Genomic DNA, 24711 nt, shown 5'->3' with positions numbered 1-24711 from the left:
ATCCTCCGTTAAACAATCAGCCCGCCAAAATCAGGCTGCTGGCGCAAAGCCTCATATGCCACAACCGCTACCGAATTGGAAAGGTTCAGGCTTCTTGCTTCGGCAATCATCGGTATGCGCACGCAGCAGTCAGCGTACTCATTGCGCAGTTTTTCCGGCAGCCCTGCCGTTTCTTTGCCAAAAATAAGCAGGCTGTCCGGCGCGTACTGCACATCCGTATAACGCTTGTGAGCCTTCGTCGTCAGTAAATAACGCGGGTTGTCCTTATATTTTTCCAAAACTTCGTATACGCTGTCATAATAATGAATATCAACCAAATGCCAGTAATCCAGCCCGGCACGTTTTAAATATTTATCTTCAACAGAAAAACCGAGCGGGCGCACCAGGTGCAGATGGCAGCCCGTAGCTGCGCACAGGCGCGCAATATTGCCTGTATTGCCCGGTATTTCCGGCTCAACCAATACGATATGCATTAAATCACCTTCCTTCTCTCAAAATCTTTTCTACGCGTTCACGCATCGTCAGCTTGCGTTCCGGCTTGGTTTCCTTATCCTTCTTGTCTTTCTTGTCCTCGTCTTTATGGCTGCCCATATAATTTTTCAGATATTCGGCCTTGGCTTTTTCCGCTTCTTTTAAATCCTTATCGCTTAAAGTAAGCATGCTCTGGTAAATACGCATAATTTTTTCGCAGTACTGGCTGCCCATAGCCCAGGTGCCGTTAAGGCCCGACCATTTGTCAACTATGCCGCGTTCCATACGGATGGCATGTGCCAGTTCATAACGCGGGTCAACAATATCTGTTGAAGGGTGCTTTTTGGTAGTATAGGCAAGCAAATGCTGAATGTGCGCGCGCACGCCGATTTCCGGCTCGTCAAAATATTCGCCTTCCACACCGCCGCCGGTTGTGCCAAGCCCGCAATAATTATTCTGTTCCGGTTTTACATCGCCGGTAAAGCTGAAAAAGCCGGTTTCAATAATGGCCTGCGCCAGCGCAATGTCTTCACGCACGCCTTCGCGCCCGGCCTCAGTCCAGTACAAATCAACCAGCTCATCAACGGAGCAGTTCAGCTGCGGGTCGGTATTATTAAGGTAAATAAGTGCGGCAGCCTGCTCCTGCGTTGCTTTGGCCTCGCCAAAAATACCTATTTTTTTATAATCCTTAGGCAGCCCCGCCATGTTTACTTTTGCCGCCGGTTTTCTTGCCCGCTGGGCCGCAGTAGTTTTTTTAGCCGCTGCGTTTGGCATTGTAACGCTTTTTGAAGAAATGGTTTTATCATCTGCTTTGGCAGACTTGCCCTTTTTTAAATTGTTTTTTATTATTTTAGCCGCTGCCGTTGCAACCGTGCTTTTGGCGTTTTTAGGAACTGTTACGGCACGCGGCGAGGCCTGGGCATTGGCTGCAAAAGCCGTTAAGCATGCAATGGCAACCGCTGTCATGGTACGTTTTTTTAATTTCACATTCATTCTCCTTGCCTGTATTAAAAATTTTAATTAACTGCAAATATACAAATAAATTTTACATCATGCACGGGCAAACTGTAAAGGCGTTTTACTTTTGTTTCATTACAATTCACAATTACTATAATTAAAAGAGATGTGTTATAATAAAAACAAGCATATGAAAAAGGAGATGATTACTTTGTCAACCACTTTTAAGTATATTAACCATGCCTGCTTTATGCTGTGCCACGAAGGCCACAACATTATTTTCGACCCGTATCTGGAAGGATGCCCCAAATTTAAACCGGGCGACACCGAAGCCTTAAAGGGCCTGAATGTAGAATATATTTTAATTTCCCATGCACATTTCGACCATATCGGCAGCGCTTTTGAAATTGCCAAAGCCTGCGATGCCACGGTAATTTCTACCGCAGAAGTTTGCGGCCTTGCCGGTGAAGCCGGTGTTAAAGCACACGGTATGCACCTTGGCGGCACCCATAAATTTGATTTTGGCCATGTACGCATTACGCCTGCCTTCCACGGCAGCGGCGTAGCAGGCGGCCATGCCTGCGGCTTTATTGTAGATTTTTACGGCACCAAACTGTACTTTGCCGGCGACACCGCGCTTTACAGCGATATGCAGCTTTTGCAGCGCCTTGACCCGTTTGATTACGCCGTACTGCCTATCGGCGACAACTTTACCATGGGCCCCGCCGATGCTGCCATTGCCGCAGAATTTTTAAAAGCAAAATACGTTATTCCTATCCATTACAACACCTGGCCGCTGATTGCCCAGGACCCCGAAGCCTACAAAGCCAAAGTGGAAGCTGACGGCAGCGCCAAAGTACTGATTGTAAAACCCGGCGAAAGCATTGAACTGGAATAAAGTTTAATATTGATGGGCAAAACGCCAAAGCAGCTGCTTTGGCGTTTTTTAGTATGCAGAAATAAAAAAAGCAGCCTTCGTTTGAAGACTGCTGATTTTACATGGTGGGCGCTAACGGGATCGAACCGCTGACATTCTGCTTGTAAGGCAGACGCTCTCCCAGCTGAGCTAAGCGCCCGAATGGTGACCGGTGGGGGAATCGAACCCCCGATACCGCCGTGAAAGGGCGGTGTCTTAACCGCTTGACCAACCGGCCAGGTGGCTCCCCGAGTAGGACTCGAACCTACGACGCCCTGATTAACAGTCAGGTGTTCTACCGGCTGAACTATCGGGGAATTTCACTGTGGTGCTGACCACATATGCTATTATACGTTTTTAATGCGTTCTTGTCAACACTTTTTTTAAAAATTTTTTAAAATTATTTTACAGCAATTTTTACAACTATTTTCTGCACTGCCGAAGGCTCATTTTCCACATTGCAGCCGGGGCGGTGCAGCTCCCACGGAAACAGCACTGCAAAGTCGCCTGCGTTTAAAACAACATAGTCATTTTCTTCAATGTTTTCAAAAAACAGCAGGTCGCGTTTCTCTGCATAATCCTCAACTATTTTTACATCAGCAGTGCGCGGCGCAAAATAAATCTTTTCCGTTCCTTTGCCAAGGTACTGCACATCTATATATTTGTTGTGCGCTTCCGGCTTTTTGGTGCTGCGGTCTGCCGTGGTGTAGTTTTCAACATTGGCATACATTTTTTCGCCGTCCAGCACATATCTGCCATCCGCAACTTTGCTGAAATCAGTAGCTGCCAGATATTCCAGCGCTTTGCGGAGGTCTTCGCCTACATAAGGAAGCAGTTTTTCAATATCGTTTTTATGTCCAAATATCATCTTCTCAACCTTCTTTCGTTAAATATTTGTTATATTCTGCGCCGGCACTAAAAATCCTTTGCAAAAAGCCTGCTTTTATTATAAAATTGTGCATATCGCTATTTAAAGAAAGGACGAAACCGTGAGCTATTTAAATGTTACCAACGTATCACATTCTTTTGGCGGCCGCCAGATTCTGGAGAATGTGTCTTTTAAATTAATGCGCGGCGAGCATGTAGGTCTTGTCGGCGCCAACGGCGAAGGCAAATCTACCTTTTTAAACATTGTTACCGGCCATACGCTGCCGGATGAAGGCAAAGTGGAATGGCCCGGCAAAGTAACCGTGGGCTACCTTGACCAGCAGAGCACGCTGCAAAAGGGCATGACTATCCGCGAAGTGCTGCGCACCGCTTTTGACGGCATGTATAAAATGGAAGCCGAAATGCTGGAGCTGTACGAAAAAATGGGCGACGCGACTCCCGAAGAAATGGACAAAATGATGGAAACCGTCGGTGAAATACAAACCGAGCTGGAACACGGCGGTTTTTATTCGCTGGACAGCAAAATTGAAGAAACCGCCAACGGGCTTGGGCTTGGCAGCATAGGGCTCGACCGTGACGTAGCGGAACTCAGCGGCGGGCAGCGCAGCAAAGTGCTTTTAACCAAGCTTCTTCTGCAAAATTCTTCCATTCTGCTTTTGGACGAACCTACCAACTATCTTGACGTTGAACATATTGAATGGCTGACAAAATTTTTGCAGAACTACGAAAACGCCTTTATTTTAATCAGCCACGACATCAGCTTTTTAAATAAAGTAGTTAATGTTATTTACCACCTGGAAAACTGCGAGCTTACCCGTTACACCGGCAACTACGACAAATTCCAGGAAATGTACGCCATTTACAAAGCACAGAAAGAAGCGGCTTATGAACGCCAGCAGCAGGAAGTTGCCAAGCTGGAAGACTTTATTGCCCGCAACAAGGCGCGCGTAGCCACAACCAACATGGCAAAAAGCCGCCAGAAAAAACTGGACAAAATGGAAATGATTGAAAAGCCGCGCGAAAAACCCAAAGCTCATTTTCAGTTTAAGGAAGCACGTACACCGAGCCGTTACCTTGCCGTTGCCGAAGATTTGGTGCTTGGCTATGACACGCCGCTTACCCGCCCTGTCAGCTTTAAAATCGAATGCGGACAGAAAATCGCCATCCGCGGCGTAAACGGTCTTGGCAAAACCACGCTTTTAAAAACCATTTTGGGCATTATTCCGCCCATCAGCGGCAAAATAGAACTGGGGCAGTTTTTGGAACCCGGCTATTTTGAGCAGGAAGAACGCGAAAAGAACGAAAACACCGCGCTGGAAGATGTTTGGAACGAGTACCCCGGCATGACCAATTACGAAGTACGTGCCGCCCTTGCCGCCTGCGGGCTGACCAACGAACACATTACCAGCAAAGTATTTGTTTTAAGCGGCGGCGAAGCTGCCAAAGTACGCCTGTGCAAGCTGATGCTGAAAAACGTTAACTGGCTGGTGCTGGACGAACCTACCAACCACCTCGATGTTGACGCCAAAGCCGAGCTTAAACGCGCGCTGATTGATTTTAAGGGCAGCGTGCTTTTAGTATCGCACGAGCCGGAGTTTTACGAAGACTGGGTTACAAGCGTCTGGAACATTGAGGACTGGACCACAAAAATAATTTAAAACTAAAAACGGCAAAGAAAAACCGGAGTAACCTTAATTACTCCGGTTAATTTTTTATCTCATGTTTTCGATGAAGTCTTCAAAGGAGTTAATCAAAATCGGATGGCCCGTAACTTTTAAATCGCGCAGGTAAGTACCGTAAGATTCATACCATTTTTCTTCCATTTCCATGGTAAGGCCTTCTTTTTTGTATTCTTCAATCATTTTTAAAATAAAGCGGTTGGCTTCGCCGGTTTCTTTGTTAACGTTAAGCGGAATGATGCGTGTTTCGGCATCATAGGTTTCAACGGTAACATCCCAGCCGCCTGGTACTGGCGGACGGCGCGTAGCTTTAATTAAATAGCCGGGTGCAAAACCAACATAAGCGCCGCCAAGCGAATTATAAAGCTTTGCTTTGGTAAGCGGATAGCCGTTTTTGTTGCCCCATTTTACAATTTCTTCGCAGACTTCGTTATTATGAATAACGCTGGAAAATTCAGCAGTTGCCAAAACTTCGGACATAGTTTTTACCTCCATATCACTTAATATCTTTTATTGTACTTTATCCACGCGCCAAATTCAATATGCACAGCATTTTTTATGCCCGCTTTAATATAATTTTTGTGCTTTTATTTTGTAAAGTTGTTTGCACTTTTGCTATATCCTATGCTAAAATAAATTAGCAACTGATTGTAAAACCATCCAAAATATCCGTTTACGGGTTTTTAACGCAAATAATACGAGGTGAAGACTAATGAGCAGGCGCATGACCACTTCCGAAGCAATCAACGAAGCAAGGCGCTGTTTAAACTGTGCCCGTCCGCTTTGCCGCACGGGCTGCCCGATAGAAAACAATATTCCGCAATTTATCCGCGCTTTAAGCGAAGGCAACATCGGGCTTGCCTACGAAATTATCTCCGAGCGCAGCAACCTGCCTGCCATTTGCGGCAGGGTATGCCCGCATGAACGCCAGTGTGAAGCGCACTGTGTTCTGGCCAAAAACAAACACGGCATTGAAATCGGCAGTTTGGAAATGTTCATTGCCGATTTTGCCCACGAAAACAATTTAAAACCGCTGCCGCCTTCTACCGGCAAACGCGGTAAAGTAGCCGTTATCGGCAGCGGCCCGGCAGGCCTTACCGTTGCAGGCGACCTTGCCAAAATGAATTTTGCCGTTACCATTTTTGAAGGCCAGTCCGAACCCGGCGGCATTTTACTGTTCGGCATTCCGGAATTCCGCCTGAACAAAGACGTAGTGCGCCGTGAAATTAAAGAACTGCTGCACCTTGGCGTGGAAATTAAAACAAATACCCTCATCGGCCCCGATTACACCGTTGACGATTTGTTTAATATGGGCTATGATGCAATATTCATGGGCACCGGCACTTCCCTGCCGCGTACACTCAACATTCCCGGCAAAGAACTTACCGGCATTTTAACCGCCACCTACTTCCTGCGCATGGTTGTTCTTTCCGACAGCGGCAAACTGGACGAAAGCGAAACATTGCTGCATGTCGGCGATAACGTTATCGTTATCGGCGCAGGCAACGTGGCTATGGACGCCGCACGCACGGCAATCCGCCGCGGCGCTAAAAATGTTACGGTTGTTTACCATAAAACGGAAGCCGAGATTTCCTGCTTCCCCTCCGAATACGAAGCAGCCGTTAAAGAAGGCGTGCAGTTTAACTTTTTGCAGCAGCCCATTGCCTACCTTAACAAAAAACAAATGCGCGCGCTTAACGCCATGCGCCAGAAAGCTTCCGAAAGCGATGAAACTGAACTTGCAGGGCTTTTGGTACAGAACATTGTTAAAACGGAAGACGGGCAGTTTATTGAAGAAGGCGGACAGGTTGCCCTGCCGTGCGACTGCGTAATTCTGGCTATCGGCCAGCGCCCGGCGGCAAGAATTGTTTCTACCACCAAAGGCATTCAGGTTGATGACCGCGGCTTTGTTATTACGCGTGAGCGCCCCTACGGCATGACAACACGTGCAGGCGTATTCAGCAGCGGCGATGTGGTACACGGCCCTGCTACCGTAGTACTTGCCATGAAGGAATCTAAAAAAGTTGCGGCAGGCATTGCGCAGTATATCGACGCAAAAAAGCTGCTGGCCGAATGTGAAGAAGTACCCGAAAACTTAAAATAAGCAAAAAATTAACCACATTGAGCGTTAGCGCCCAATGTGGTATTTTTTTATGCCCATAAACCGGTTAAGGCAAATTTATCTACATCAGCAAGGCCTTTATCGGTTAAGCGCAGATGCGGTATAACCGGTAATGCCAGGAACGAAAGTACCATAAACACATTCAGCCCTTCCGGCACGCCAAGCTCCGCCGTCCAGTAGCGCAGCTGCTTTAAGCGCCTGTTAACAAATTCCATGCGCTGGCCGCTCATCAGTCCTGCAAACGGCAGCGGCAAAATGGCTTTTATCTCGCCGTCCAGCGCCACGGCAATGCCGCCTCCTTCTTTGCGCAGCGCTGCGGCAGCCGTAAGCATATCGGCATCGTTAGTGCCCGCCACAATTAAATTGTGCGAATCGTGTGCAACGGTAGAAGCAACTGCCCCGCGTTTTAATTTAAGCCCCTGTACAAAGCCAAGCCCAACATTGCCTGTTGCATGGTGGCGCTCAAACACTGCCAGCTTTAAAATATCACGCGAAGTATCGCTTACAGCCTCGCCGTTAATGCACAAAGGCTTTTCCAGCCGCGCTTCGGTTAAAATCTGCTCCGGCACAATGCGGATAACCTTAATATTTTTATCAGGCTCTGCCATGATTTTCAGCCTGCTGCTGTCCAAATCCTTAATGTTTGTTCCCGCAGCGGCGGGTTTAAGATAAGGCTCGCTCTCCCACAGCAATTTGCCGTTCTGTACAACTTTTTTGCCGTTTTTAAATACAAATTGCGGCGTAAAGTCCTGTAAATTAGTCAGCACGTTAATATCTGCCAGATACCCCGGCGCCAAAGCGCCCCTGTAATGCAGGCGGAAACGTTCGGCCGTGTTTAAGGTTGCCATCTGCAAAAGCATTTCTGCCGGGTAGCCGTGCGTAACGCCAATTTCCAGCATATAGTTAATGCTGCCCTGCGTTACCAGTTCATCCAAATGGCGGTCGTCCGTTGCCATGCAGCAGCGGCGGCTGTTTAGCGGTGTAACGCACTGCAAAAGTTCCAGCAGGTTGTGCGCGCCGCTTGCCTCACGCAGCATTAAATAGCAGCCGCGGCATATTTTTTCAATGCCCTCCTGCCAGGTTGTAGCCTCGTGGTCGCTTGTTACACCGGCAGCAAGGTAGGCGTTTAAATCGCTGCCGCTGATGCCAGGCCCGTGCCCGTCGCAAATGCCGCCGCGCACCAGCGCCATTTTTTTCATTACGCCCTCATCGCCGTACAAAACGCCGGGGTAATTCATCATCTCGCCCAAACCAAGCACACGCGGATGGCTTAAAAACGGCTGCAAAGCATCTGCTTCCAACACTGCTCCGCTTGTTTCCATGCCCGTTGCCGGTACGCACGAGGGCAGCATAAAGAATACATCAAGCGGCATATCTTCCGTTTCCGCAAGCATCCACTGCAAACCCTCCGTGCCAAGCACGTTGGCAATTTCGTGCGGGTCGGCAAAAATGCCGGTAACGCCGTTTAACAGCAGCAGGCGCGCCAGCTCACGCGGAGCAAGCATTGTGCTTTCAATGTGCATATGCGCGTCCAGAAAGCCCGGCGTTAAATATTTGCCCGCCATGTTGTATTCTTCCGCACCCTTGTAGCTGCCGATACCGGCAATCACGCTGCCGCACACGGCAACATCGGCCGTTTCCCACTCGCCGGTAAAGCTGTTAAACACATTGCCGCCCTTTAAAACAAGGTCAGCCTTTTCCAGCCCGCGGGCAACACGCAGCAGCCTTTGTTCAAATTCTGCGTCACGCATAATCTTACCTCATGTTAATAAACTGCAAATCTACGCCGAAATCTCCCGCTTTTAAAGTTTGTATTACGGCCTGCAAATCATCTTTTTTAGCGCCGCTGATTCTGACCTGGTCATCCTGCATCTGTGCAGTTACTTTTAATTTGGTAGCTTTAACGGCGGCAATAATAGCTTTGGCCTTTTCTTTGGGAATACCCTGCAAAATGTTCAGAGTCTGCCTTACAGTGCCTTTGGTGGCAGGCTCAACCTTGCCCAGTTCCAGGCAGCGCAGCGGAATGCCGCGTTTAGCCATACGCGCACGCAGAATGTCGATAATCGCATTCAGTTTGTACTCGTCTTCGGCGGCAAGTTTAATGCATTTTTCTTCCAGCTCAATGCTGGCGTCGCTGCCGCGGAAATCGTAACGCTGGGCAATCTCCTTTTTGGTCTGGTTAACTGCGTTGTCCATCTCCTGCATATCCACCTGAGAAACAACGTCAAAAGAACTGTCTTTAGCCATTTATATAATCACTCCATTCTTGTATTGTGCTTATATTTTATCATAACATGTTCAATTTGGCACCTTTTTGCTTTTATAATGCATAATCTATAAAAAAGTAATTACTTATGTTATAATTAGCAATGTATACTAACTTATTGGGGTGTTAAAATGGTTAATAGAATTGAATGGATAGATGCATTAAAGGATTTGCAATATTTACAGTAGTTTTAGGACATTGTACCGGAGGCGCATTAGCTTCACATGCATTTATTGATAATATTGATAATAAAGATATGATATTAGCAATTCATAATTTTATATATTCGTTTCATATGCCGTTATTCTTTTCTGCAAGTGGTTTTTTGTTTTATTTAACCAAAAGTTATAACAAATACAAAGTAAAAGTTTTAGACTTAGCTTTAATGTATGCTTTTTGGACAATTATTACATGGTTAATGAAATATTTTGCAGGAAATTCTATTAATTATCCTGTAACTTTTCAAACATTATTGACTAACATTTATAATCCAACATTTATATATTGGTATCTTTATGCTTTAATGTTAATGTACTTATTTTACTCAATAACTAAAATAAAACAAATAGATATTAAAGCTCTTTTACCCTTAGCAGTCATTTCTTGTAGTTCAAAATTTCTGCTTCCAAATTTAGGGATTGTAACTTCAGCTGTTTATTTTGCGTATTTCTTTGCATTGGGGGGTACTTAATTAACTCGGGAAATTATAAAAAACTAAATAAATATATTTTGATACCTTGCACTGCAATTACTTTAATCAACATTTATTTATATATAAATCAAATAATATTGTCTTCTGAAATACAAATAATTAAAGATTTTATACTATCAAATGCCGCAATAATAATCTGTTATTATATTTTTACAAGTTATAAACAGCTTAAATTATTTAATCTATTTGGTTTCTACTCACTCCATATTTACGTAACACATGATTTTTTAGTGGCAGGAACAAGAATGCTTTTTATAAGACATAATCTTGAAAATTTTCCATTATTTGCAATAATCGGTTTAATATTAAGTCTTACTATCCCCATCATAATCGGAAAACTTTGCAGTAAAAACGCATTATTAAATTTCCCATTTGCTCCTTTAAATACTTTAAAAACTCTTTTTCCATCAAAATAATCTGCTAGATAACAAACCATAGGCACTGATGATAAGTGCCTATGGTTTGTTTTTATACGATTAACTTTATAACTGGCTTTATAAAACTCTTTTTCAATTCCTGCGGCTTATAAAAGAACATTTCTTCAGATTTTGATAAATGTTTATCATCATATTTCAACTTCAAAAGTTCAATGCTACAAATAAAATCGGCAACTTACAGTAATTTATATTCTGCCGGTTTAGCGTTTCTAAATTTAACATTAAATAAAAGAGTATTAAAAATGGCATTTAAAATGATACTTAACTTAATTTATCCATTATTATAGTAAACTATAATTTCATCATAACTTTGCAGCCATTCTAAATTATCTCTAATAAACTTAGAAAACTCTCTTGCCAATAAAGTGAATAATTCCATTTTCGTTCCGAATATATACTTTTCTATTACAAAGGTATGCTGCTTTAATTTGCAAGCCAACATAAAACTTCTTAAGCAATATAATATTTTCTGCGTTAATCTATCATTAAATTTTTATATGCCTCTTCATGCCTTATAATAGGACCAGTATGAAAACAATTATCTTTAAAAGTGCAATTAAAAAGAGCATCATCTGTAACAAGATAATATGATTTTTAGTCTGTCTTTTCGCCAAAATCTCCCGACTTATCAATAAAAATACTTAATATACTCATAAAGTCTTCAAAATAAATATGACGGGGAAATGTCCCCGTCTACGGTGCCACCAGAGTTTCCACTCTAGCCATACAGAACTATTTATCTGTGTTATTATTCCACTATATTTTTATGTCCTGTCAATCGCATAAACTAACCCCCGATACATAAAGTACCGGGGGTTTAAACAGCCTTCCCTCATTTGGCCATTAGTCGATAATGTTGTGCTGATATTCGTTGTACTGAGCTTTCAGTTTCTGCATAATTTCTGCCATTTCCAGCTGCAAATTGGAAGCTGCGTCAAAGTCGCCTCTTGCAAATGCTTCGCGGGTCATGGTAAACAGGCTCGGCTGCTCGGTAACGTCTTTAGCCATGGTGTTGCGCATTGCGGCGATTTTTTCCCACATTGCCGCATCATGCGTGGTATGGTTATCGTCGTCATGCAGTTTTTTCATCAGGCAGATTTCCTTATGATATTCAGGAATAATTCTGTTCAGAAGTTCCGTCTGCCAACGGATCAAAGCGCCTTTGGCGAAGGATTCGATAAATTCTTTTTTAAGAATATTGCCGGTGGTAAGCACGGCAATTTTTTCCGGATAGTTTTTAATGGCGCACATGTTTTCCCAAACGGTTGCGGGCGGTTTGCCAAACAGGTGGGCGCGTTCTTCTTCGTTGTAGTCTTCAAATACGTCATGCTCGCTGCGGTATTCTCTGTCTTTTTCAAGGTAGAAGCCTTCGTCGCCCGCTTTTTTGGACAGCTCGTTTTCCATTTCCTTAAGCGTTTTGCCGGATTCCACGCAGGCTTTAATGCCGTCCAGCATGGAGATATAGAAAGCTGCAATGGCAAGGTAGGTATTGGTATACGGGTTCGGGGAACGCATTTCAATACGGGTTGCCATCGGGCTGTCGATGTCGCGGATTAAGCCTGCCAGAATGGTACGGTTACGGGAAGGGACTTCCGGGCTGAGGCCGAGCGAAGTTACAATGCAGACAGGTGCTTCAAAGCCGGGTTTCAAACGGTTCAGAGAGTCGATGGTGGAAGAAATGAAGGGGTTGATTACTTCGTAGTTTTTCAAAAGCCCCATCATGGAACCGTAACCAACGGCAGAGAGGAATTCTGTGTGCATATCTTTCGGTGCGAACAGGTTAACAACTTTGCCGTTTTTCATTTTGGCGGCAATGCCAACGTGGGTATGTTCGCCGCTGCCGGCAACGCCCGGAACGGGTTTTGCCTGGAAGGAAACTTCAAGGCCGTTCAGGCGGAAAATTTCTTTAACGATAATGCGCGCCAGAAGTTCGTTATCGGCAGTTTGTACGCCGTAGCTGTATTTCCAGTCTACTTCCAGCTGTTCCATAACGTGGGTCATATGGCCGTTGTCGTCAATCTGCCCGCGTACGCCGCCGCATTCCTTATGTCCCATTTCAGGCCCAAGGCCGTAGGCTTCCAGCATTTCCACGGTTTGTTCCAAGGCGGTGCGCACGTTGCCGCGGCAGCGCTGCCAGTATTGTTCCTGCATCATCTGCGAGGAGCTTAATGCTTCAATCGGAGCATCTTCACGCGGGGATTTTACCCAGAATTCCAGTTCGGTTGCGCAGGTGAAAATAATTTTTTCAATGTCTTCACCGCTGATATGTTCCAAACCTGCAACCTGAGGATGCTTTTTAAAGAGCTCCAGCAATTCTTTTTCAACATAATCCAGCGTATCGTGCAGAATAGAGCGGGAGTCAACGCGTACGTTATTGTGTACAAGGAAGCACGGAATACGCAGCGTGCCAACCATTCTGCCGGTTGCGGAATCGAAATGTTCGTAGTTATAGTCAATATACCAGTTTACGCTGCTGTCGATTTTCATATCGACGCGGGCGTTATTTAAAGTAGCAATGCCGGTAAGCACAACGGAGCTGCCGTCGGTCTGGGCAGCCATGCCTTCCAGAAAGCCGTCAATATCTTTCAAAAACAGGCTGATAGGCACTTTTTCGTCGGTATCGTTGCCTGCAAAATCCACACCCATAAAGGAAACGAATTTAATTTCCGGGTGCGCTGTTAAAATCTCGGTCAGTGTTTCTCTGTTCTGTTCTTCGGGGCTGATAACATAAAGCATATCGGGGTTCATCATTTCGGTCACCTGCGGCTTTGCGCCGCGCTCCTTTCATTTAATTAAAATAATTAAAACAAAAATAAAATACAAAAGACCCTGCTACTTGGGCATACAAATAGCAGGGTCTCCATTGACCACGTTTGTATTATAACAAATAATCTTCTCCGCGTCCAGTAAAATCTTTCCGGTTTTGTAAAAATTTTAACGCTTGCCCAAAAAACGGATGAGTATTTCCTCCAGCATTTCAAACTGCCTGCCGCCGTAGCGGATATTGGCGTTAAAATCTGCCAGCGCCAGCATAAATTCCGATAAGCCGTGCGCAGTAAAATTGCGGCACTGCTCCATTAATTTTTTTACGGCATAGGGCGACATTTTTAAAGCGGAAGCCGCCGTTTGCTGATTCATTCCCTGCGCCGCCAGTTCTTTAACCTGCGCCAGGCGGCGTACCTGAAAGGCAATCAAACCGCTGACGGCTATCGCACTGCCGCCGTGTTTCTTTTCGTTCTGCAAAAGCTCCAGTGCTTCGGGCAGGTTCTTTTGGGCAATGGCATTTAAAAGCGCAAAGCGCGAAACTTCCGGCAGGGAAGAAAATACAGCTTCAACATCGGCTTTTGTCCAGATGCGCCGTTTACCGCCGTAAACGTACAGCTTTTCTATTTCCTGCTCAAGCAAAAGCAGCGGTGCGGTATCGGCCGCAGAAAGATATTCCATCACCGTCTGTTCCGCATCATATTCAAAACGGCAGCCGCGTTTTTTGGCTTCGGCGTCAAGCCACGGCTTAAGCTGGTACGGCTTCAGCGGTTTACATTCGCAGGCAGCGCCTTCTGCCGCCAGCATTTTATAAAGGCGGCCGCGCTTATCTATTTTGCTTACGCTGATAAACACATGGCAGAACTCCGGTATGTTCGCCAAAATTACTTCCAGATTTTCTTTCTGTTTTTTTTCAGCGGCAAAAATTTTATCGTCGCTGATGATGACGAGGCTGCTACCGCCAAAGAACGGATAAGTGTTAACAGCGGCATTAAGCCTTTTTAAATCCGTATCGCGGTCGAAAACGCTGATTTCCATATCTTCATCCGCCGCGCTGCCAAAAACATATTTTTTTATGCAGGCTGCGGCTTTGCTGCGGTAATAGTTTTCTTCGCCGTACATTAAAATAACGTTGGGCAGGCTTTCGCCTTTTTCCAGCATTTCTATCAGTTTTTCCGGTGCCAGTTCCATAAAATCACCTTAAAAAAATTCTTTGTCGTACCTATAACTATACCATTGCAGGCGTCCTTCGTCAAAACATACTTTTACCGCGCCCAGTTTATCCGTGCGCAGCACCTTGGCCCCGGCGGCCTGCAAACGCTGCACGGCATCACGCCCCGGGTGCCCGTAACGGTTATCCGCACCAACGGAAATTACCGCAAGCCGCGGTTTGGCCTGTTTTAAAAACAGCGGCGACGAAGAATAATTGCTGCCGTGATGGGCAACTTTTAAAACATCGGCCGGTTTTATTTTGCCAGCTGCCGCAAATTCTATGTTTTCATCGGCGTCGCCGGTAAACAAAATGCTGCCTGCGGGTTCGGCTATGCGCATAATTACGCTGCTTTCGTTGCCTCCGCCTTCGGATTTTCCTGACGCCAGAACTTCAATGCGGCACTTGCCAAGCGTATATACACTGCCCTCCGCCGCTTCTAAAATATCTTGCGGCTTAATATAATGCAGCAGTTTTTGTACATCTTCCGAAGGTTTTTCCTGCGGCAGCAGGAGCTTATCAACTTTTACAAGGCGTGCAAGCCCTGCCGCTCCCCCGGCGTGGTCATGGTGCCCGTGGCTGAGTGCCAAAAGGTCAATCTCCTCCACGCCGAGATAACGCAGATACGGCACAATAATGCGGCTGCCGGTATCAAAGTTTCCCTGCAAACCGCCGCAGTCAACAATAATATTATGCCCGTCCGTTGTCTGCACCAAAGCGGCGTCCCCCTGCCCCACATCCATAAAATGCGCGGTAAACGGCTGCGGCGTAAAAATTTTGTATACCGCCAAAACAATTATTCCGGCCGAACAAATTGCAGCTGTATACCTGCGCTCCGTTTTGCTGAACCAGTTACTATTAAACAGTATGGCAAGCATTATGTAATACAGCACAAAGCACGCCGCAGGCAAGTGCGGAACATTAACTGCCGCCGCAGGCAGCACCGCGAGGAAACTGACGGCGTTAAGCAGGGGCTGCATGAAAATTCCGGCAGCATAAATTAAATATGTACCGGCAAAAGGCAAGCACAACCCGGCAAGCGCGGCTATTACCAAAATTTCCATAGCAGGCACAAGCAGAATATTAGCGGCAAAAGTTACAAGCGAAAGCTGGTTAAAATGCCATAATAAAAGCGGCAGAGAGGCAAGCTGCGCCGCAAGCGTAATGGCAAACCCTTCGCGCACAAGCACGGGTTTTAAAAATTGCAGCCGCTCCTTAAGCTGCGGGTAAATAAATATCAGCCCGCCGGTTGCCGCAAACGAAAGCTGAAACCCGGCATCAAACAGCCATAACGGGTTATATATTAAAAGCAGCACTGCCGCCGCACAAAAAATATTGCCGCTTTGCGCTTTTTTGTAAGTACCGGCACCGGCAAGTGCAACCGCACTCATAATGAATGACCGCCATACCGGTGCGCTGCCGCCGCATAACAGCGCATACAAAAATAACAAAAGCAGCACTGTTATTATCTGCGCTTTGCCGCGCCTGCCGATAATTAAAATTAAAAAGCCTGCCACCAGCGCCATGTGCGTGCCCGATACCGACAATATATGAGCCAGGCCGGTTACGGAAAATGCTTCGCGAGTTGCTTCGCTTAAACCGTCATAACCGCCGAGCGCCATGCCGCACAGCACTGCCCCTGCTTCGCCGTCAACCGTATCTGTTATTTTATGCTGCAGTCCCAGTGCAAATAAAAAGAATTTATCACTGATATCAGCTTCACCCATAACCTGCAAAGCCGCCTGTTTTACAGACATTCTGCCTTGTAAGCCCTGCTGTAAATTCCAGTTTTCGCTGTTAAAGCTGCCGGGATTGGCAAAACCGTTAAGGCTTTTTAATGTGCCGGTAACGGCAATGCTGCCAGCCGTAAAATTTTTAACTTTGGCATTCTGCACAAACACGCGTATATTGCCGCGAGTTTTATGCAAATTACCGCTGCCTGTTTGCAGCGCAGTACACTCAAGTATAAACCCGGTGCCTTTTTCCTGTTTTTTCAGCGTCAGCAAATCAATCTTGCCGTACACCGTTACCTTTTGCCCGATATAATTTTTAATATCCGCAGTGTGCGGCTGCATAGCCTTACTGCCTGCCGCCATGCCGCACAAGGTAAAAAATATAAGGGCTAATATGGCCGCACCGTAAGTTTGCGGCTTAAATTTTGCCGCCGCTGCCATAAGCACTGCAAAAACTACTGCCAGCGCGGCATAAACACTAAAATACTGCGGCATTAAAATACCGGCGTAATCACCGGCTGCAAAAAGCGCGGCTGCTGCCGCAAACCATGTTTTCATAAATCAAGCCAGGGCTGCATTTTCTTAAACTTTGCCTGCCCTATGCCCTTTACGTTCATAAGGTCCTCAATTCTGGCAAAGCCGTGGGCAGAGCGGTATTCCACAATGCGCTGCGCCGTTACCGCGCCAACGCCCGGCAGTGTTTCCAGTTCTTCCGCCGTAGCAGTGTTTAAATTCACCTTGCCGGTTAAAGCGGCTTCGCTTTCCTGCGCAGCATTGTAAGAAGCGCCACTCTGCTCTGGCGCTTCCGCACCGCTTGCAGATGTATTTGCAGCGGCAAGCCTGCGCCGTTCTTTTGCGCTCAGGCGGGGCACATTAACCTGCATACCGTCCTTACAGATTTTTGCAAGGTTTACTTTGTCCTTATTGGCTTCTTCCGTCATTCCGCCTGCGGCGGCAATAGCCTCCACGGCTCTGCTTCCGGGCGCAATTTCGTGCAGGCCCGGGTTTGCCACAGCGCCGCTTACGTAAACCGTTATTTTCGCTTCTTCTTTTTCGCTTGCCGTTACGGCCTGCTGTTCAATTTTTAAAACATCAGCTTCACGCTCATGCGGCCAAAAAGCAGCCAGCAAGCAAAAAACCACTGCCACGGCAACGGCCATTATTTTTTTATTCAGTTGTGCCATCTGTTCAACTCCTGACAAAATAAAAAACTCCCCGGATTAAATCAAAGGAGTTTTTATAAATTTAACCTGTTACGGTTTTACAACGATATTAACCAGACGGCCCGGTACGCAGACAACTTTAACAATTTTGGAAGTGTCAACAGTTTCTGCAATATGCGGTTCGGCAAGGGCAAGTTTTTCCAGCTCGTCTTTGGAAGCAGCGGCAGGAACAACGAGACGCCCTTTAAGTTTGCCGTTAACCTGCAAAGCAATTTCAATATTATCCACTTTCATGGCTGCTTCATCATATTTAGGCCATTTTTCTTCGTGGATGCTGCCTTCTTCGGAAATTACGCCGTGCCACAGTTCTTCCGTAATATGCGGAACGAACGGAGAGAGCAATTTCAGCAGGTTGGAAACAACTTCGTAAATAAGGCCGGCATGCGGAGTTTTTTCTGCTTCTTTATAAGCATACAAGGCATTAACCAGTTCCATCATAGCACTGATGGCAGTGTTAAAGTTAAAGCGCTGCTCAATGTCATCCGTTACCTTTTTAATGCTGGTATGCAGTACGCGGCGCAGTTCTTTGCCTGCTTCGCTCAGTTCTGCCGGGTTATACTGCGTAACCTTTTCTGCCAGCAGATCCTGATAATGATAAACTATACGCCATACCCTGCCCAGGAAGCGGAAGGAGCCTTCAACGCCCTGGTCGCTCCACTCAAGTTCTCTTTCGGGCGGTGCGGCAAACATAATAAACAGCCTTGCCGTATCTGCGCCGTATTTGCCGATAATTTCTTCCGGCGAAACAACGTTGCCGAGAGATTTACTCATTTTGGCGCCGTCTTTAATAACCATGCCCTGAGTCAGGAGGTTGGTAAACGGTTCTTTATAATCTACAAGGCCTGCATCGTGCAGAACTTTCATAAAGAAGCGGGAATACAAAAGATGCAGAATTGCATGCTCGATACCGCCGATATACTGGTCAACAGGAGACCAGTAATTTACTTTGTCTTTCGCAAACGGTGCTTTATCGTTTTTCGGGTCGGTATAGCGCAGGTAATACCAGGAGGAGCACAGGAAGGTGTCCATGGTATCGGTTTCGCGTCTTGCAGGCTTGCCGCATTTCGGGCAGGTGCAGTTTACGAAGCTTTCGGAAGTTGCCAGCGGGGATACGGCGCCGGCGTCAAACTTAACATCTTCCGGCAGCATAACCGGCAGCTGGTCTTCCGGCACAAGCACTTCCCCGCAGTCCGGGCAGTAAATAACCGGAATCGGTGCGCCCCAGTAACGCTGGCGGCTGATTAACCAGTCGCGCAGGCGGTAATTTACACGGCGTTTGCCGATGCCCATTGCTTCAATCTTGTCTTTAATTGCTTCCATACCGGCATGCAGCTCCATACCGCTGAACTCGCCGGAATTAACAAGCACGCCTTCCTTTTCTTCATAGGCGTCGGTCATATCTTCTAATTTAAGCTCTTTATCCTTGGGGTTAATTACAACAATTTTCTCAAGGCCGTATTTATCCGCAAACATCCAGTCGCGGGCATCATGGGTAGGTACGCCCATAACCGCGCCGGTACCGTAATCGTAAAGTACATAGTTGGTAATCCAAACCTGCACTTTTTTGCCGGTAAGCGGATGGATGCAGTAGCAGCCGGTAAACAGGCCCTCTTTTTCAGATTCACTGGAAGTACGTTCAATATCGGACTGGTTTCTTACACGGTCGCAGAAAGCTTTAATTTCTTCGGCTTTCGGGTTGTTTACGCACAGTTTTTCAACCAGCGGATGCTCTGCGGCAAGTACAACATAGGTAACGCCGTAAATCGTATCCGGGCGGGTGGTATAAACAGGAATGCGTTCGCCGATTTCCGGAAAATCAAAGCTGAATTCCAAACCTTCGCTACGGCCAATCCAGTTGCGCTGCATGGTTTTAACGCGTTCCGGCCAGCCTTCAAGAAGGTCAAGGTCTTTTAAAAGCTCGTCTGCGTAATCGGTAATTTTAAAGAACCACTGTTCCAGGTCTTTTTTTACTACTTCGTGGTCGCAGCGCCAGCATTTGCCGTCAATAACCTGTTCGTTGGCAAGTACGGTGTTGCAGGTGTTGCACCAGTTAACGGCCGATTTCTTTTTAACAGCCAGGCCGCGTTTGTAGAACAGTTCAAAGAACCATTGGGTCCATTTATAATAATCGGGTTTACAGGTAGTTACTTCGCGGTCCCAGTCGTAAGAAAGGCCGAGGCGTTTCTGCTGGCGCGTCATATTGGCAATGTTTTCCATCGTCCATTTTTTCGGCGGAATGCCGTGTTTAATAGCGGCGTTTTCCGCCGGCATACCGAAGGAATCCCAGCCCATGGGGTGCAGCACGTTAAAACCGTTCATGGTACGGAAACGGGCTACAACGTCGCCAATAGAATAGTTGCGGACATGGCCCATGTGCAGATTGCCGGAAGGATACGGGAACATTTCCAGCACATAAGATTTCGGACGGCTGCTGTCCATCTCTGTTTTAAAAGTTTTGTGTTCTTCCCAATAAGCTTGCCATTTGGCTTCAATCTCATGGGGATTATACTTTTCCTGAATCATATTTTTCAACCTCGCAAATAAAGCTATTTATAGATAATACCCTTAAAATTATATAGCTTACAGGATTTAAAGTCAATTATAAATACTCTGCACCTGCATTAATATCGCCAAAGTGTAAAAAATATGATACAATCAAAGAAGATTTTACATAAGAAGGAGACAGCATGAGCCTTTTTGCTATCGGTGACTTTCATTTATCGGGCGAACCGCCTGCCAAACCAATGGAGGTTTTCAGCCCGAACTGGGAAAACCATTTTGAAAAAATACGCCGTAACTGGCTTACTAAAATTACAGAAACAGATACCGTAATTATCTGCGGCGACACCTCGTGGGCCATGTCGCTGGAGGCTGCCATGCAGGATTTAAACCGCATTGCTGCCCTGCCGGGGCAAAAAATAATTCTGCGCGGCAACCACGATTACTGGTGGACTTCGCTGAAAAAAATGCAGCAGGCCACGGAAAGCAAATTTATGTTTTTACAGAACAACTTTTTTCCCTGCGGCGATGTTGCAGTGTGCGGTTCGCGCGGCTGGATTCTGCCGTCGTCGGAAGCGTTTACGGATGATGACAGGCACATTTACCAGCGCGAAGGCATAAGGCTGGAAAATTCGCTTGCCGCCGCCAAAAACGCAGGCTTTAACAAATTTGTTGCCGCCCTGCATTACCCGCCGCTGTATAAAGCGGACGAAGAAACCATATTTACGGAACTTTTTTCCAAATACGGCGTTAAGCACTGCGTTTTCGGGCATATCCACGGGCAGGACGCAGGCAATATTTTTGAAGGCGAAACCCGCGGCGTAACTTATAAGCTTGTAAGCTGCGATACGCAGAACTTTATGCCACAGCTTGTACTGCCGTAAGAGCCGCCATAAAATTTTATCTTAAACCTTATTCCGCACTCATACGGGTGCGGATTTTTTATTGCTGTTTTAAGCGGTATGCCGTTATAAAAGGCTGCAAAACACTTTCATCACGCATAAACGTAACTCCGTCCTCAACAATCAGCCTGCCGTCGCAAAGGGCGATGCCGTTTATGGAAGCACCACTTTTAACGGTAATATCGTATTTTGAAAGCAGCAGCGCTTTGCCGAGCACGGCATTTTTGCCTATTTCAATCTGCCCGTCGCTGATAATAACGCAAAAATCCGGCATTTGGGTGCTGTCAGCAATAAAAATGCTCATTTTGGAAACAAGCACGCCTTCGCCTCTGATGTTTTTGGAACTTGACGCAATGCTTTTGCTGTAATTGCCGTCATCATAATACAGCGCACCGCCAAGCCCGTATTCTTCAAATGTGCTTTTGCTAGGGAAATCCATTTCCTTAAATGCGGCAAAATTTTTCACATCAAGGCTTTGTAAAATTTCACCAAGTTCACCGGCATAAGCAATGCCTTCCGGCAGATTTTCCGCGCCCTGCAAACTTTTACCCGCAGCAAGCGTATAACGTTTACCAAGTTCCGCAATTTGCTGATGCAAAGCTATTTGAAGCTGCTGCAAAGCAAAAGTTTCGCCGCCTGCTTCTGCCTGTATGGTGTATTTTTTTATGCCGCCGGAAGTGTTTTCTTCAAATATTCCTGCTTTAAGCGTGTAATTGCCGGGGTACAGCTTTTGCGGCGGCAAATTAATTCCGCCTTCAGGCAGGCTGCCGTTTTCAAAACCGGCTTTTGCAAGTGCCTGCACCGCAAATTGCAGCTGGCGTCGCAAAATGCGCCTGCTGTTTTCTTCCGCTTCCTGGCGCACCCAGTACGCCGCCGCATGCAGGCATACCGCCGCACACAAAATACCTGCCAGCACTGCTGTGCCTATGCTGCCGCGGCAATCCTTCAAAATTTTATTAAAAACTGCCATTTGCCAAAACATAAACTTCCGTAAATTTTTTGCTGCGTCCGCTTGCATTATCTTTAAATTCCAAAGTTACCTTAATTTTATCTGCGGCAAGCTGCTCCGCTTTTATGGACTGCAAAGTAACCTCCGCCAGAGAAAGCGGGTTTACGCCGCGCGTGGAATTATATTTAATTTCGCGTGCCAGCGCACCGCCGCTGCGGTAAAAAGTTACCTGCCTGTTGCCGTACACTTCAGTGCAAACAATTTTATCATTGCTGCCCGTTGTTATTTTTAACCTGCTGCTGTTTAAAAGCAGTTCGTGTTCAATAAAACTCTGGCTGTAACGTGCGGCACGATATAAAAGCAAGTCGCTTTTTAAATTTTGCCACGAAACAGCAAAGGCAGAAAGCCCGTTATAAAAAATAACGGCGCAAATACCGGCAGCGGCAAGTGCCGCACAGGTTTCCGCAAGTAAATAGCCCTTGTTATTCACCGCCGGTTACCACGCTTGCCAGTATTTTCCCGCTGCTGTTTTTAACCGTTACATAATAAAACGGCCCTGTAAGGCCGGGGCAGTAAAACTCAGTTTTTTCAACGGCAAGCCCTGCCTGCCGCAAAGCGTTTTCATCATAAGCACCAGCTGCCGCATTAAACGCATCTGCTGCCGCGTTGCGCTGCACCATTAACTTTATGCCGCTTGTATATGCGCCAACCGCGCTTAGGCAGATAATTACTGCCGCTGCCAGGCACACTAAAACTTCCGCCAGCAAATAGCCTTTGCTGCCCTTCATTTAAACACAACCCTTCCGGTAACAGGCTGTACCTGCAGCCATTTGCTGATGGTTCTATCCTGGCGGCATTTAATAATATAGTTATTGGCTGCCGAAGGCGCTCCTTCGCCGGAAAATTTCAGCGCGTTAAAATGCTGGTCAAAATATAGCCCATTTTCAAGCTTTCTTAAAACGGCAAGCTTGCCGCCGTAATAAATACGGTAGCCGCCTTTATCGGCGTCCATTTCCAAACGGCTTTTGCCGCTCATATCGTAAAAAGAATATTGCTGCAAAGCTGCAATATCACCGGCAAGGCATTGGGCGGCGCGCTCTGCCTGCATTTTCAGTAGATACTTCTGCACGCCGCCGTAAGCAGGCACCAAAAAAGCAGCAGCCATTGCCGTAAGCCCTACCGCTGCCAAAAACTCTGCCAGCCCGAAGCCCTTATTCTTCAGCGTCACTGCTGCCATCGGACGTTACCGGTTCACCGTCCGCATTTTTGCCTTTCAAAGTATAGGTCAGCTTGTCGCCAGAAGGAGTGTACACCAGCTCCGTTCCGGTGGCATCCTCAAACTTCTTGCCTTTGGCAATGTATTCATCCACCAGGTCGCTTAAAGCGCTCGGGCAGGTGCCTTTATCCATTTTATAAAGCAAAATAGCGTTATCAATTGTTGCCAGGTCGCTTTCAAGGCGGGCGTTTTTAGCGCGTCCGGCAGCGCTGTCAAGCGACGGCAAAAGCATGGCGCCCAAAACGCCTAACAAAGCCACCACCGCCAAAACTTCCAATAAAGTAAACCCGGCATTGCCGCGTAATTTTTTAAGCAAATTATAACCCCTTCCATAATCAAAATCCGGGCAGCGCGCCCGATAAGGAAAACATTGGTGCAGCCACAGCCAGAATAACAGCTGAAACAACCCCGGCCGCCACTGTTAAAAGCAGCGGCTCCAGCACTGTTTTTAAATTTTTCAGTGTATCGTCAAAACGGTACTGCAAAATTTCTGCGGCACGCATTAACATTTCCGGCAGGCGTCCCGTTTCGGCCCCCACGCCGATAAATTCCGCACTTAAACTGCCAAATAAAGGTTTTGCCTTTAATGCCGCCTCTGCCGGGTTTACGCCGCGCAGCACGTCAGCGGCAAAAACTTCCGCCCTGCGGCACAGCCCGGCATCCCCCAACGCCGAACCTGCAATCTGCGCCGCCTGCGGCAGAGGTATGCCGCCGTGCAGAAGCAGCGCCAGCACTTTGTTAAAGCGGATTTCCAGATACAGTTCTTTTTGCGCTTTAAAAAACGGTATTTTAAACACAAGTTCAAGCAGCCACCTGCGCCGCGCCGCCGCAATTACCAAAACAACAGACAGTAATACGCACGCTGCCGGCATGTTGGCGGCTAAAAATTCCTGCACGGCAAAAAGCAGCTTTAAATACGGCGGAAGCTGGGCATTCATTGAAGCATACAAATCTTTAAACAGCGGCAGAACCTGCACAATAAATAAAACTGCCGTTGCCAATGAAGCTGAAAAAAGAAAGAGCGGATACAAAGATATATTTTTAAGAAAACGCTTCATCTGCACCTGCAATTTATAATATTCTGCCAGTTCTTCCAGCATTTCGCATAAAATGCCGCCGTTTTCACCTGCTTCGGCCACCGCCGCAGGCAGTGCGCCCCATACCTCCTGCCTGTTTTTTATGCAGCCTGCAAAACTCGTGCCCTTTTTTAAATCGCGCTCAATGCCAAGGCAAAGCTGCGCCGTTTTTGGCGGCAGGCGCTCTGCCAATACGCTAAGCGACTTTAAAAGCGGCAGCCCGCTGTTAAGCATCAATGCCAGCTGGCTGAAAAACACCGTTTTTTCTTCATCGCTTAAACCGTTTTTAGTTTTGCTAAACTTAAACAACCCCTGCTTTTTTACCCGGGCACTTGCAGGCTTTTCCGCCTGTAAAAGGGTTAAATAACCATAATTACTGCGCACAAAAGCCGCTGCCTCAAATTCGCTGGCAGCACTGTAAACTCCGCTGCGGCTCACGCCGGAAGAATCTACCGCTTTCCACTTGTACTGCTGCACCGCTGCACCCCTTTCCGGGTAATTGATATTCGCCGGTGCAGAAAGTTTTCCCACAAATTCTGTTTTTATTTGTGAAAAATTTGTGACTTTACTTTTCCGTGCTGCTTATTATCAGCTGCAATTTTTATTTACTTTTAGCCGTACGCCGTTTTATA

The 24711-nt window shown here is 46.6% G+C and carries 22 protein-coding genes and 3 tRNA genes; 5 read left to right on the top strand and 20 right to left on the bottom strand.

Annotated elements, in window-relative coordinates; translation table 11 throughout:
- Nucleotides 1–8: 8 nt before the first annotated feature.
- Together trmL and M3079_RS06740 are read right to left on the bottom strand one after the other, a co-directional pair.
- Complete coding sequence (gene trmL, locus M3079_RS06745; protein ID WP_249078177.1) at nt 9–473, bottom strand: tRNA (uridine(34)/cytosine(34)/5-carboxymethylaminomethyluridine(34)-2'-O)-methyltransferase TrmL; 465 nt, start codon at nt 471–473, stop codon at nt 9–11.
- A gap of 4 nt (nt 474–477) precedes the next feature.
- Nucleotides 478–1458, bottom strand: coding sequence for a glucosaminidase domain-containing protein (locus M3079_RS06740; protein ID WP_249078175.1), 981 nt, complete (start codon nt 1456–1458; stop codon nt 478–480).
- Nucleotides 1459–1630: 172 nt separating this feature from the next.
- On the opposite strand from M3079_RS06740, the gene M3079_RS06735 reads away from it, so the two are divergent.
- On the top strand, nt 1631–2326 hold the full coding sequence (locus M3079_RS06735) for a metal-dependent hydrolase (RefSeq protein WP_249078174.1): 696 nt from the start codon (nt 1631–1633) through the stop codon (nt 2324–2326).
- 102 nt (nt 2327–2428) lie between these two features.
- Here the strand turns inward: M3079_RS06735 and M3079_RS06730 are convergent.
- The 4 genes from M3079_RS06730 to M3079_RS06715 form a co-directional block, all read right to left on the bottom strand.
- Nucleotides 2429–2504: transfer RNA gene (locus M3079_RS06730), tRNA-Val, on the bottom strand.
- Nucleotides 2505–2507: 3 nt separating this feature from the next.
- Nucleotides 2508–2582, bottom strand: a tRNA-Glu gene (locus M3079_RS06725).
- 3 nt (nt 2583–2585) lie between these two features.
- Nucleotides 2586–2661, bottom strand: a tRNA-Asn gene (locus M3079_RS06720).
- Between the two features lie 83 nt (nt 2662–2744).
- Nucleotides 2745–3212 (bottom strand): YhcH/YjgK/YiaL family protein, encoded by a 468-nt coding sequence (locus tag M3079_RS06715; RefSeq protein WP_249078172.1) that lies wholly within the window; start codon nt 3210–3212, stop codon nt 2745–2747.
- Between the two features lie 121 nt (nt 3213–3333).
- Between M3079_RS06715 and M3079_RS06710 the strand changes: the two genes are divergently transcribed.
- Nucleotides 3334–4890, top strand: a complete 1557-nt coding sequence (locus M3079_RS06710) for an ABC-F family ATP-binding cassette domain-containing protein (RefSeq protein ID WP_249078169.1) — start codon at nt 3334–3336, stop codon at nt 4888–4890.
- A 54-nt stretch (nt 4891–4944) separates the two neighbouring features.
- Here the strand turns inward: M3079_RS06710 and M3079_RS06705 are convergent, their stop codons facing one another.
- Complete coding sequence (locus M3079_RS06705; protein WP_249078167.1) at nt 4945–5391, bottom strand: hypothetical protein; 447 nt, start codon at nt 5389–5391, stop codon at nt 4945–4947.
- Nucleotides 5392–5623: 232 nt separating this feature from the next.
- Between M3079_RS06705 and M3079_RS06700 the strand changes: the two genes are divergently transcribed.
- Nucleotides 5624–7015 carry an NAD(P)-dependent oxidoreductase gene (locus tag M3079_RS06700; protein ID WP_249078165.1) on the top strand — a complete coding sequence of 464 codons (1392 nt, stop codon included), beginning with the start codon at nt 5624–5626 and terminating at the stop codon, nt 7013–7015.
- Between the two features lie 47 nt (nt 7016–7062).
- Here M3079_RS06700 and ade read toward each other — a convergent pair whose 3' ends face one another.
- The gene (gene ade, locus M3079_RS06695) at nt 7063–8784 is read right to left on the bottom strand and encodes an adenine deaminase (RefSeq protein ID WP_249078164.1); all 1722 of its coding nucleotides are present in this window, start codon (nt 8782–8784) and stop codon (nt 7063–7065) included.
- Nucleotides 8785–8788: 4 nt separating this feature from the next.
- Nucleotides 8789–9280, bottom strand: a complete 492-nt coding sequence (locus tag M3079_RS06690; RefSeq protein WP_021715748.1) for a YajQ family cyclic di-GMP-binding protein — start codon at nt 9278–9280, stop codon at nt 8789–8791.
- Between the two features lie 167 nt (nt 9281–9447).
- Between M3079_RS06690 and M3079_RS06685 the strand changes: the two genes are divergently transcribed.
- A complete protein-coding gene (locus tag M3079_RS06685; protein ID WP_249078162.1) occupies nt 9448–9990 on the top strand; it encodes an acyltransferase family protein in 543 nt (180 codons plus the stop codon).
- 1301 nt (nt 9991–11291) lie between these two features.
- Here M3079_RS06685 and M3079_RS06680 read toward each other — a convergent pair.
- From M3079_RS06680 to leuS, 5 genes are all read right to left on the bottom strand, one after another.
- Nucleotides 11292–13199 carry a glutamine synthetase gene (locus M3079_RS06680; RefSeq protein WP_249078160.1) on the bottom strand — a complete coding sequence of 636 codons (1908 nt, stop codon included), beginning with the start codon at nt 13197–13199 and terminating at the stop codon, nt 11292–11294.
- Nucleotides 13200–13382: 183 nt separating this feature from the next.
- Complete coding sequence (holA, locus tag M3079_RS06675) at nt 13383–14402, bottom strand: DNA polymerase III subunit delta (protein WP_249078158.1); 1020 nt, start codon at nt 14400–14402, stop codon at nt 13383–13385.
- 9 nt (nt 14403–14411) lie between these two features.
- On the bottom strand, nt 14412–16712 hold the full coding sequence (locus tag M3079_RS06670; RefSeq protein WP_249078156.1) for a DNA internalization-related competence protein ComEC/Rec2: 2301 nt from the start codon (nt 16710–16712) through the stop codon (nt 14412–14414).
- On the bottom strand, nt 16709–17338 hold the full coding sequence (locus M3079_RS06665) for a helix-hairpin-helix domain-containing protein (RefSeq protein WP_249078154.1): 630 nt from the start codon (nt 17336–17338) through the stop codon (nt 16709–16711). Before M3079_RS06665 ends, M3079_RS06670 begins: the two co-directional genes overlap by 4 nt.
- 69 nt (nt 17339–17407) lie before the next feature.
- A complete protein-coding gene (gene leuS / locus M3079_RS06660) occupies nt 17408–19900 on the bottom strand; it encodes a leucine--tRNA ligase (protein WP_249078152.1) in 2493 nt (830 codons plus the stop codon).
- Nucleotides 19901–20064: 164 nt separating this feature from the next.
- On the opposite strand from leuS, the gene M3079_RS06655 reads away from it, so the two are divergent.
- The gene (locus M3079_RS06655) at nt 20065–20760 is read left to right on the top strand and encodes a metallophosphoesterase (protein WP_249078150.1); all 696 of its coding nucleotides are present in this window, start codon (nt 20065–20067) and stop codon (nt 20758–20760) included.
- A 58-nt stretch (nt 20761–20818) separates the two neighbouring features.
- On the opposite strand, the gene M3079_RS06650 is transcribed toward M3079_RS06655, so the two are convergent.
- Genes M3079_RS06650 through M3079_RS06625 form a run of 6 tightly spaced genes read right to left on the bottom strand, consistent with a single transcriptional unit; the run spans nt 20819 to nt 24556 of the window.
- Nucleotides 20819–21760: a hypothetical protein gene (locus M3079_RS06650; RefSeq protein ID WP_249078149.1), complete on the bottom strand. Its 942-nt coding sequence runs from the start codon at nt 21758–21760 to the stop codon at nt 20819–20821.
- Entirely contained in the window at nt 21735–22217 is a 483-nt protein-coding gene (locus M3079_RS06645) for a hypothetical protein (protein WP_249078147.1), read from the bottom strand. Before M3079_RS06645 ends, M3079_RS06650 begins: the two co-directional genes overlap by 26 nt.
- Nucleotides 22210–22515, bottom strand: coding sequence for a hypothetical protein (locus M3079_RS06640; protein WP_249078145.1), 306 nt, complete (start codon nt 22513–22515; stop codon nt 22210–22212). Before M3079_RS06640 ends, M3079_RS06645 begins: the two co-directional genes overlap by 8 nt.
- On the bottom strand, nt 22512–22964 hold the full coding sequence (locus M3079_RS06635) for a hypothetical protein (RefSeq protein ID WP_249078144.1): 453 nt from the start codon (nt 22962–22964) through the stop codon (nt 22512–22514). The genes M3079_RS06640 and M3079_RS06635 overlap by 4 nt, the downstream gene beginning before the upstream one ends.
- A complete protein-coding gene (locus M3079_RS06630; RefSeq protein WP_249078142.1) occupies nt 22939–23319 on the bottom strand; it encodes a prepilin-type N-terminal cleavage/methylation domain-containing protein in 381 nt (126 codons plus the stop codon). Before M3079_RS06630 ends, M3079_RS06635 begins: the two co-directional genes overlap by 26 nt.
- Nucleotides 23320–23338: 19 nt before the next feature.
- Complete coding sequence (locus M3079_RS06625; RefSeq protein ID WP_249078140.1) at nt 23339–24556, bottom strand: type II secretion system F family protein; 1218 nt, start codon at nt 24554–24556, stop codon at nt 23339–23341.
- Nucleotides 24557–24711: the final 155 nt, after the last annotated feature.

Origin of the sequence: Phascolarctobacterium sp. ET69, assembly GCF_023336935.1 — a bacterium.
GTDB lineage: Bacteria > Bacillota > Negativicutes > Acidaminococcales > Acidaminococcaceae > Fusicatenibacter_A > Fusicatenibacter_A intestinipullorum.
The sequence above is the reverse complement of the archived record's forward strand: the minus strand, read 5'-3'. Positions and strand labels throughout refer to the sequence as shown.

Bases quoted from the DNA above. Each gene is read 5' to 3' on its own strand.
- trmL (WP_249078177.1), bottom strand. From the start codon at position 473: ATGCATATCGTATTGGTTGAGCCGGAAATACCGGGCAATACAGGCAAT.
- M3079_RS06735 (WP_249078174.1), top strand. From the start codon at position 1,631: ATGATTACTTTGTCAACCACTTTTAAGTATATTAACCATGCCTGCTTT.
- M3079_RS06715 (WP_249078172.1), bottom strand. From the start codon at position 3,212: ATGATATTTGGACATAAAAACGATATTGAAAAACTGCTTCCTTATGTA.
- M3079_RS06705 (WP_249078167.1), bottom strand. From the start codon at position 5,391: ATGTCCGAAGTTTTGGCAACTGCTGAATTTTCCAGCGTTATTCATAAT.
- M3079_RS06700 (WP_249078165.1), top strand. From the start codon at position 5,624: ATGAGCAGGCGCATGACCACTTCCGAAGCAATCAACGAAGCAAGGCGC.
- ade (WP_249078164.1), bottom strand. From the start codon at position 8,784: ATGCGTGACGCAGAATTTGAACAAAGGCTGCTGCGTGTTGCCCGCGGG.
- M3079_RS06690 (WP_021715748.1), bottom strand. From the start codon at position 9,280: ATGGCTAAAGACAGTTCTTTTGACGTTGTTTCTCAGGTGGATATGCAG.
- M3079_RS06685 (WP_249078162.1), top strand. From the start codon at position 9,448: ATGGATAGATGCATTAAAGGATTTGCAATATTTACAGTAGTTTTAGGA.
- M3079_RS06680 (WP_249078160.1), bottom strand. From the start codon at position 13,199: ATGATGAACCCCGATATGCTTTATGTTATCAGCCCCGAAGAACAGAAC.
- holA (WP_249078158.1), bottom strand. From the start codon at position 14,402: ATGGAACTGGCACCGGAAAAACTGATAGAAATGCTGGAAAAAGGCGAA.
- M3079_RS06670 (WP_249078156.1), bottom strand. From the start codon at position 16,712: ATGAAAACATGGTTTGCGGCAGCAGCCGCGCTTTTTGCAGCCGGTGAT.
- M3079_RS06665 (WP_249078154.1), bottom strand. From the start codon at position 17,338: ATGGCACAACTGAATAAAAAAATAATGGCCGTTGCCGTGGCAGTGGTT.
- leuS (WP_249078152.1), bottom strand. From the start codon at position 19,900: ATGATTCAGGAAAAGTATAATCCCCATGAGATTGAAGCCAAATGGCAA.
- M3079_RS06655 (WP_249078150.1), top strand. From the start codon at position 20,065: ATGAGCCTTTTTGCTATCGGTGACTTTCATTTATCGGGCGAACCGCCT.
- M3079_RS06650 (WP_249078149.1), bottom strand. From the start codon at position 21,760: ATGTTTTGGCAAATGGCAGTTTTTAATAAAATTTTGAAGGATTGCCGC.
- M3079_RS06640 (WP_249078145.1), bottom strand. From the start codon at position 22,515: ATGAAGGGCAGCAAAGGCTATTTGCTGGCGGAAGTTTTAGTGTGCCTG.
- M3079_RS06635 (WP_249078144.1), bottom strand. From the start codon at position 22,964: ATGGCAGCAGTGACGCTGAAGAATAAGGGCTTCGGGCTGGCAGAGTTT.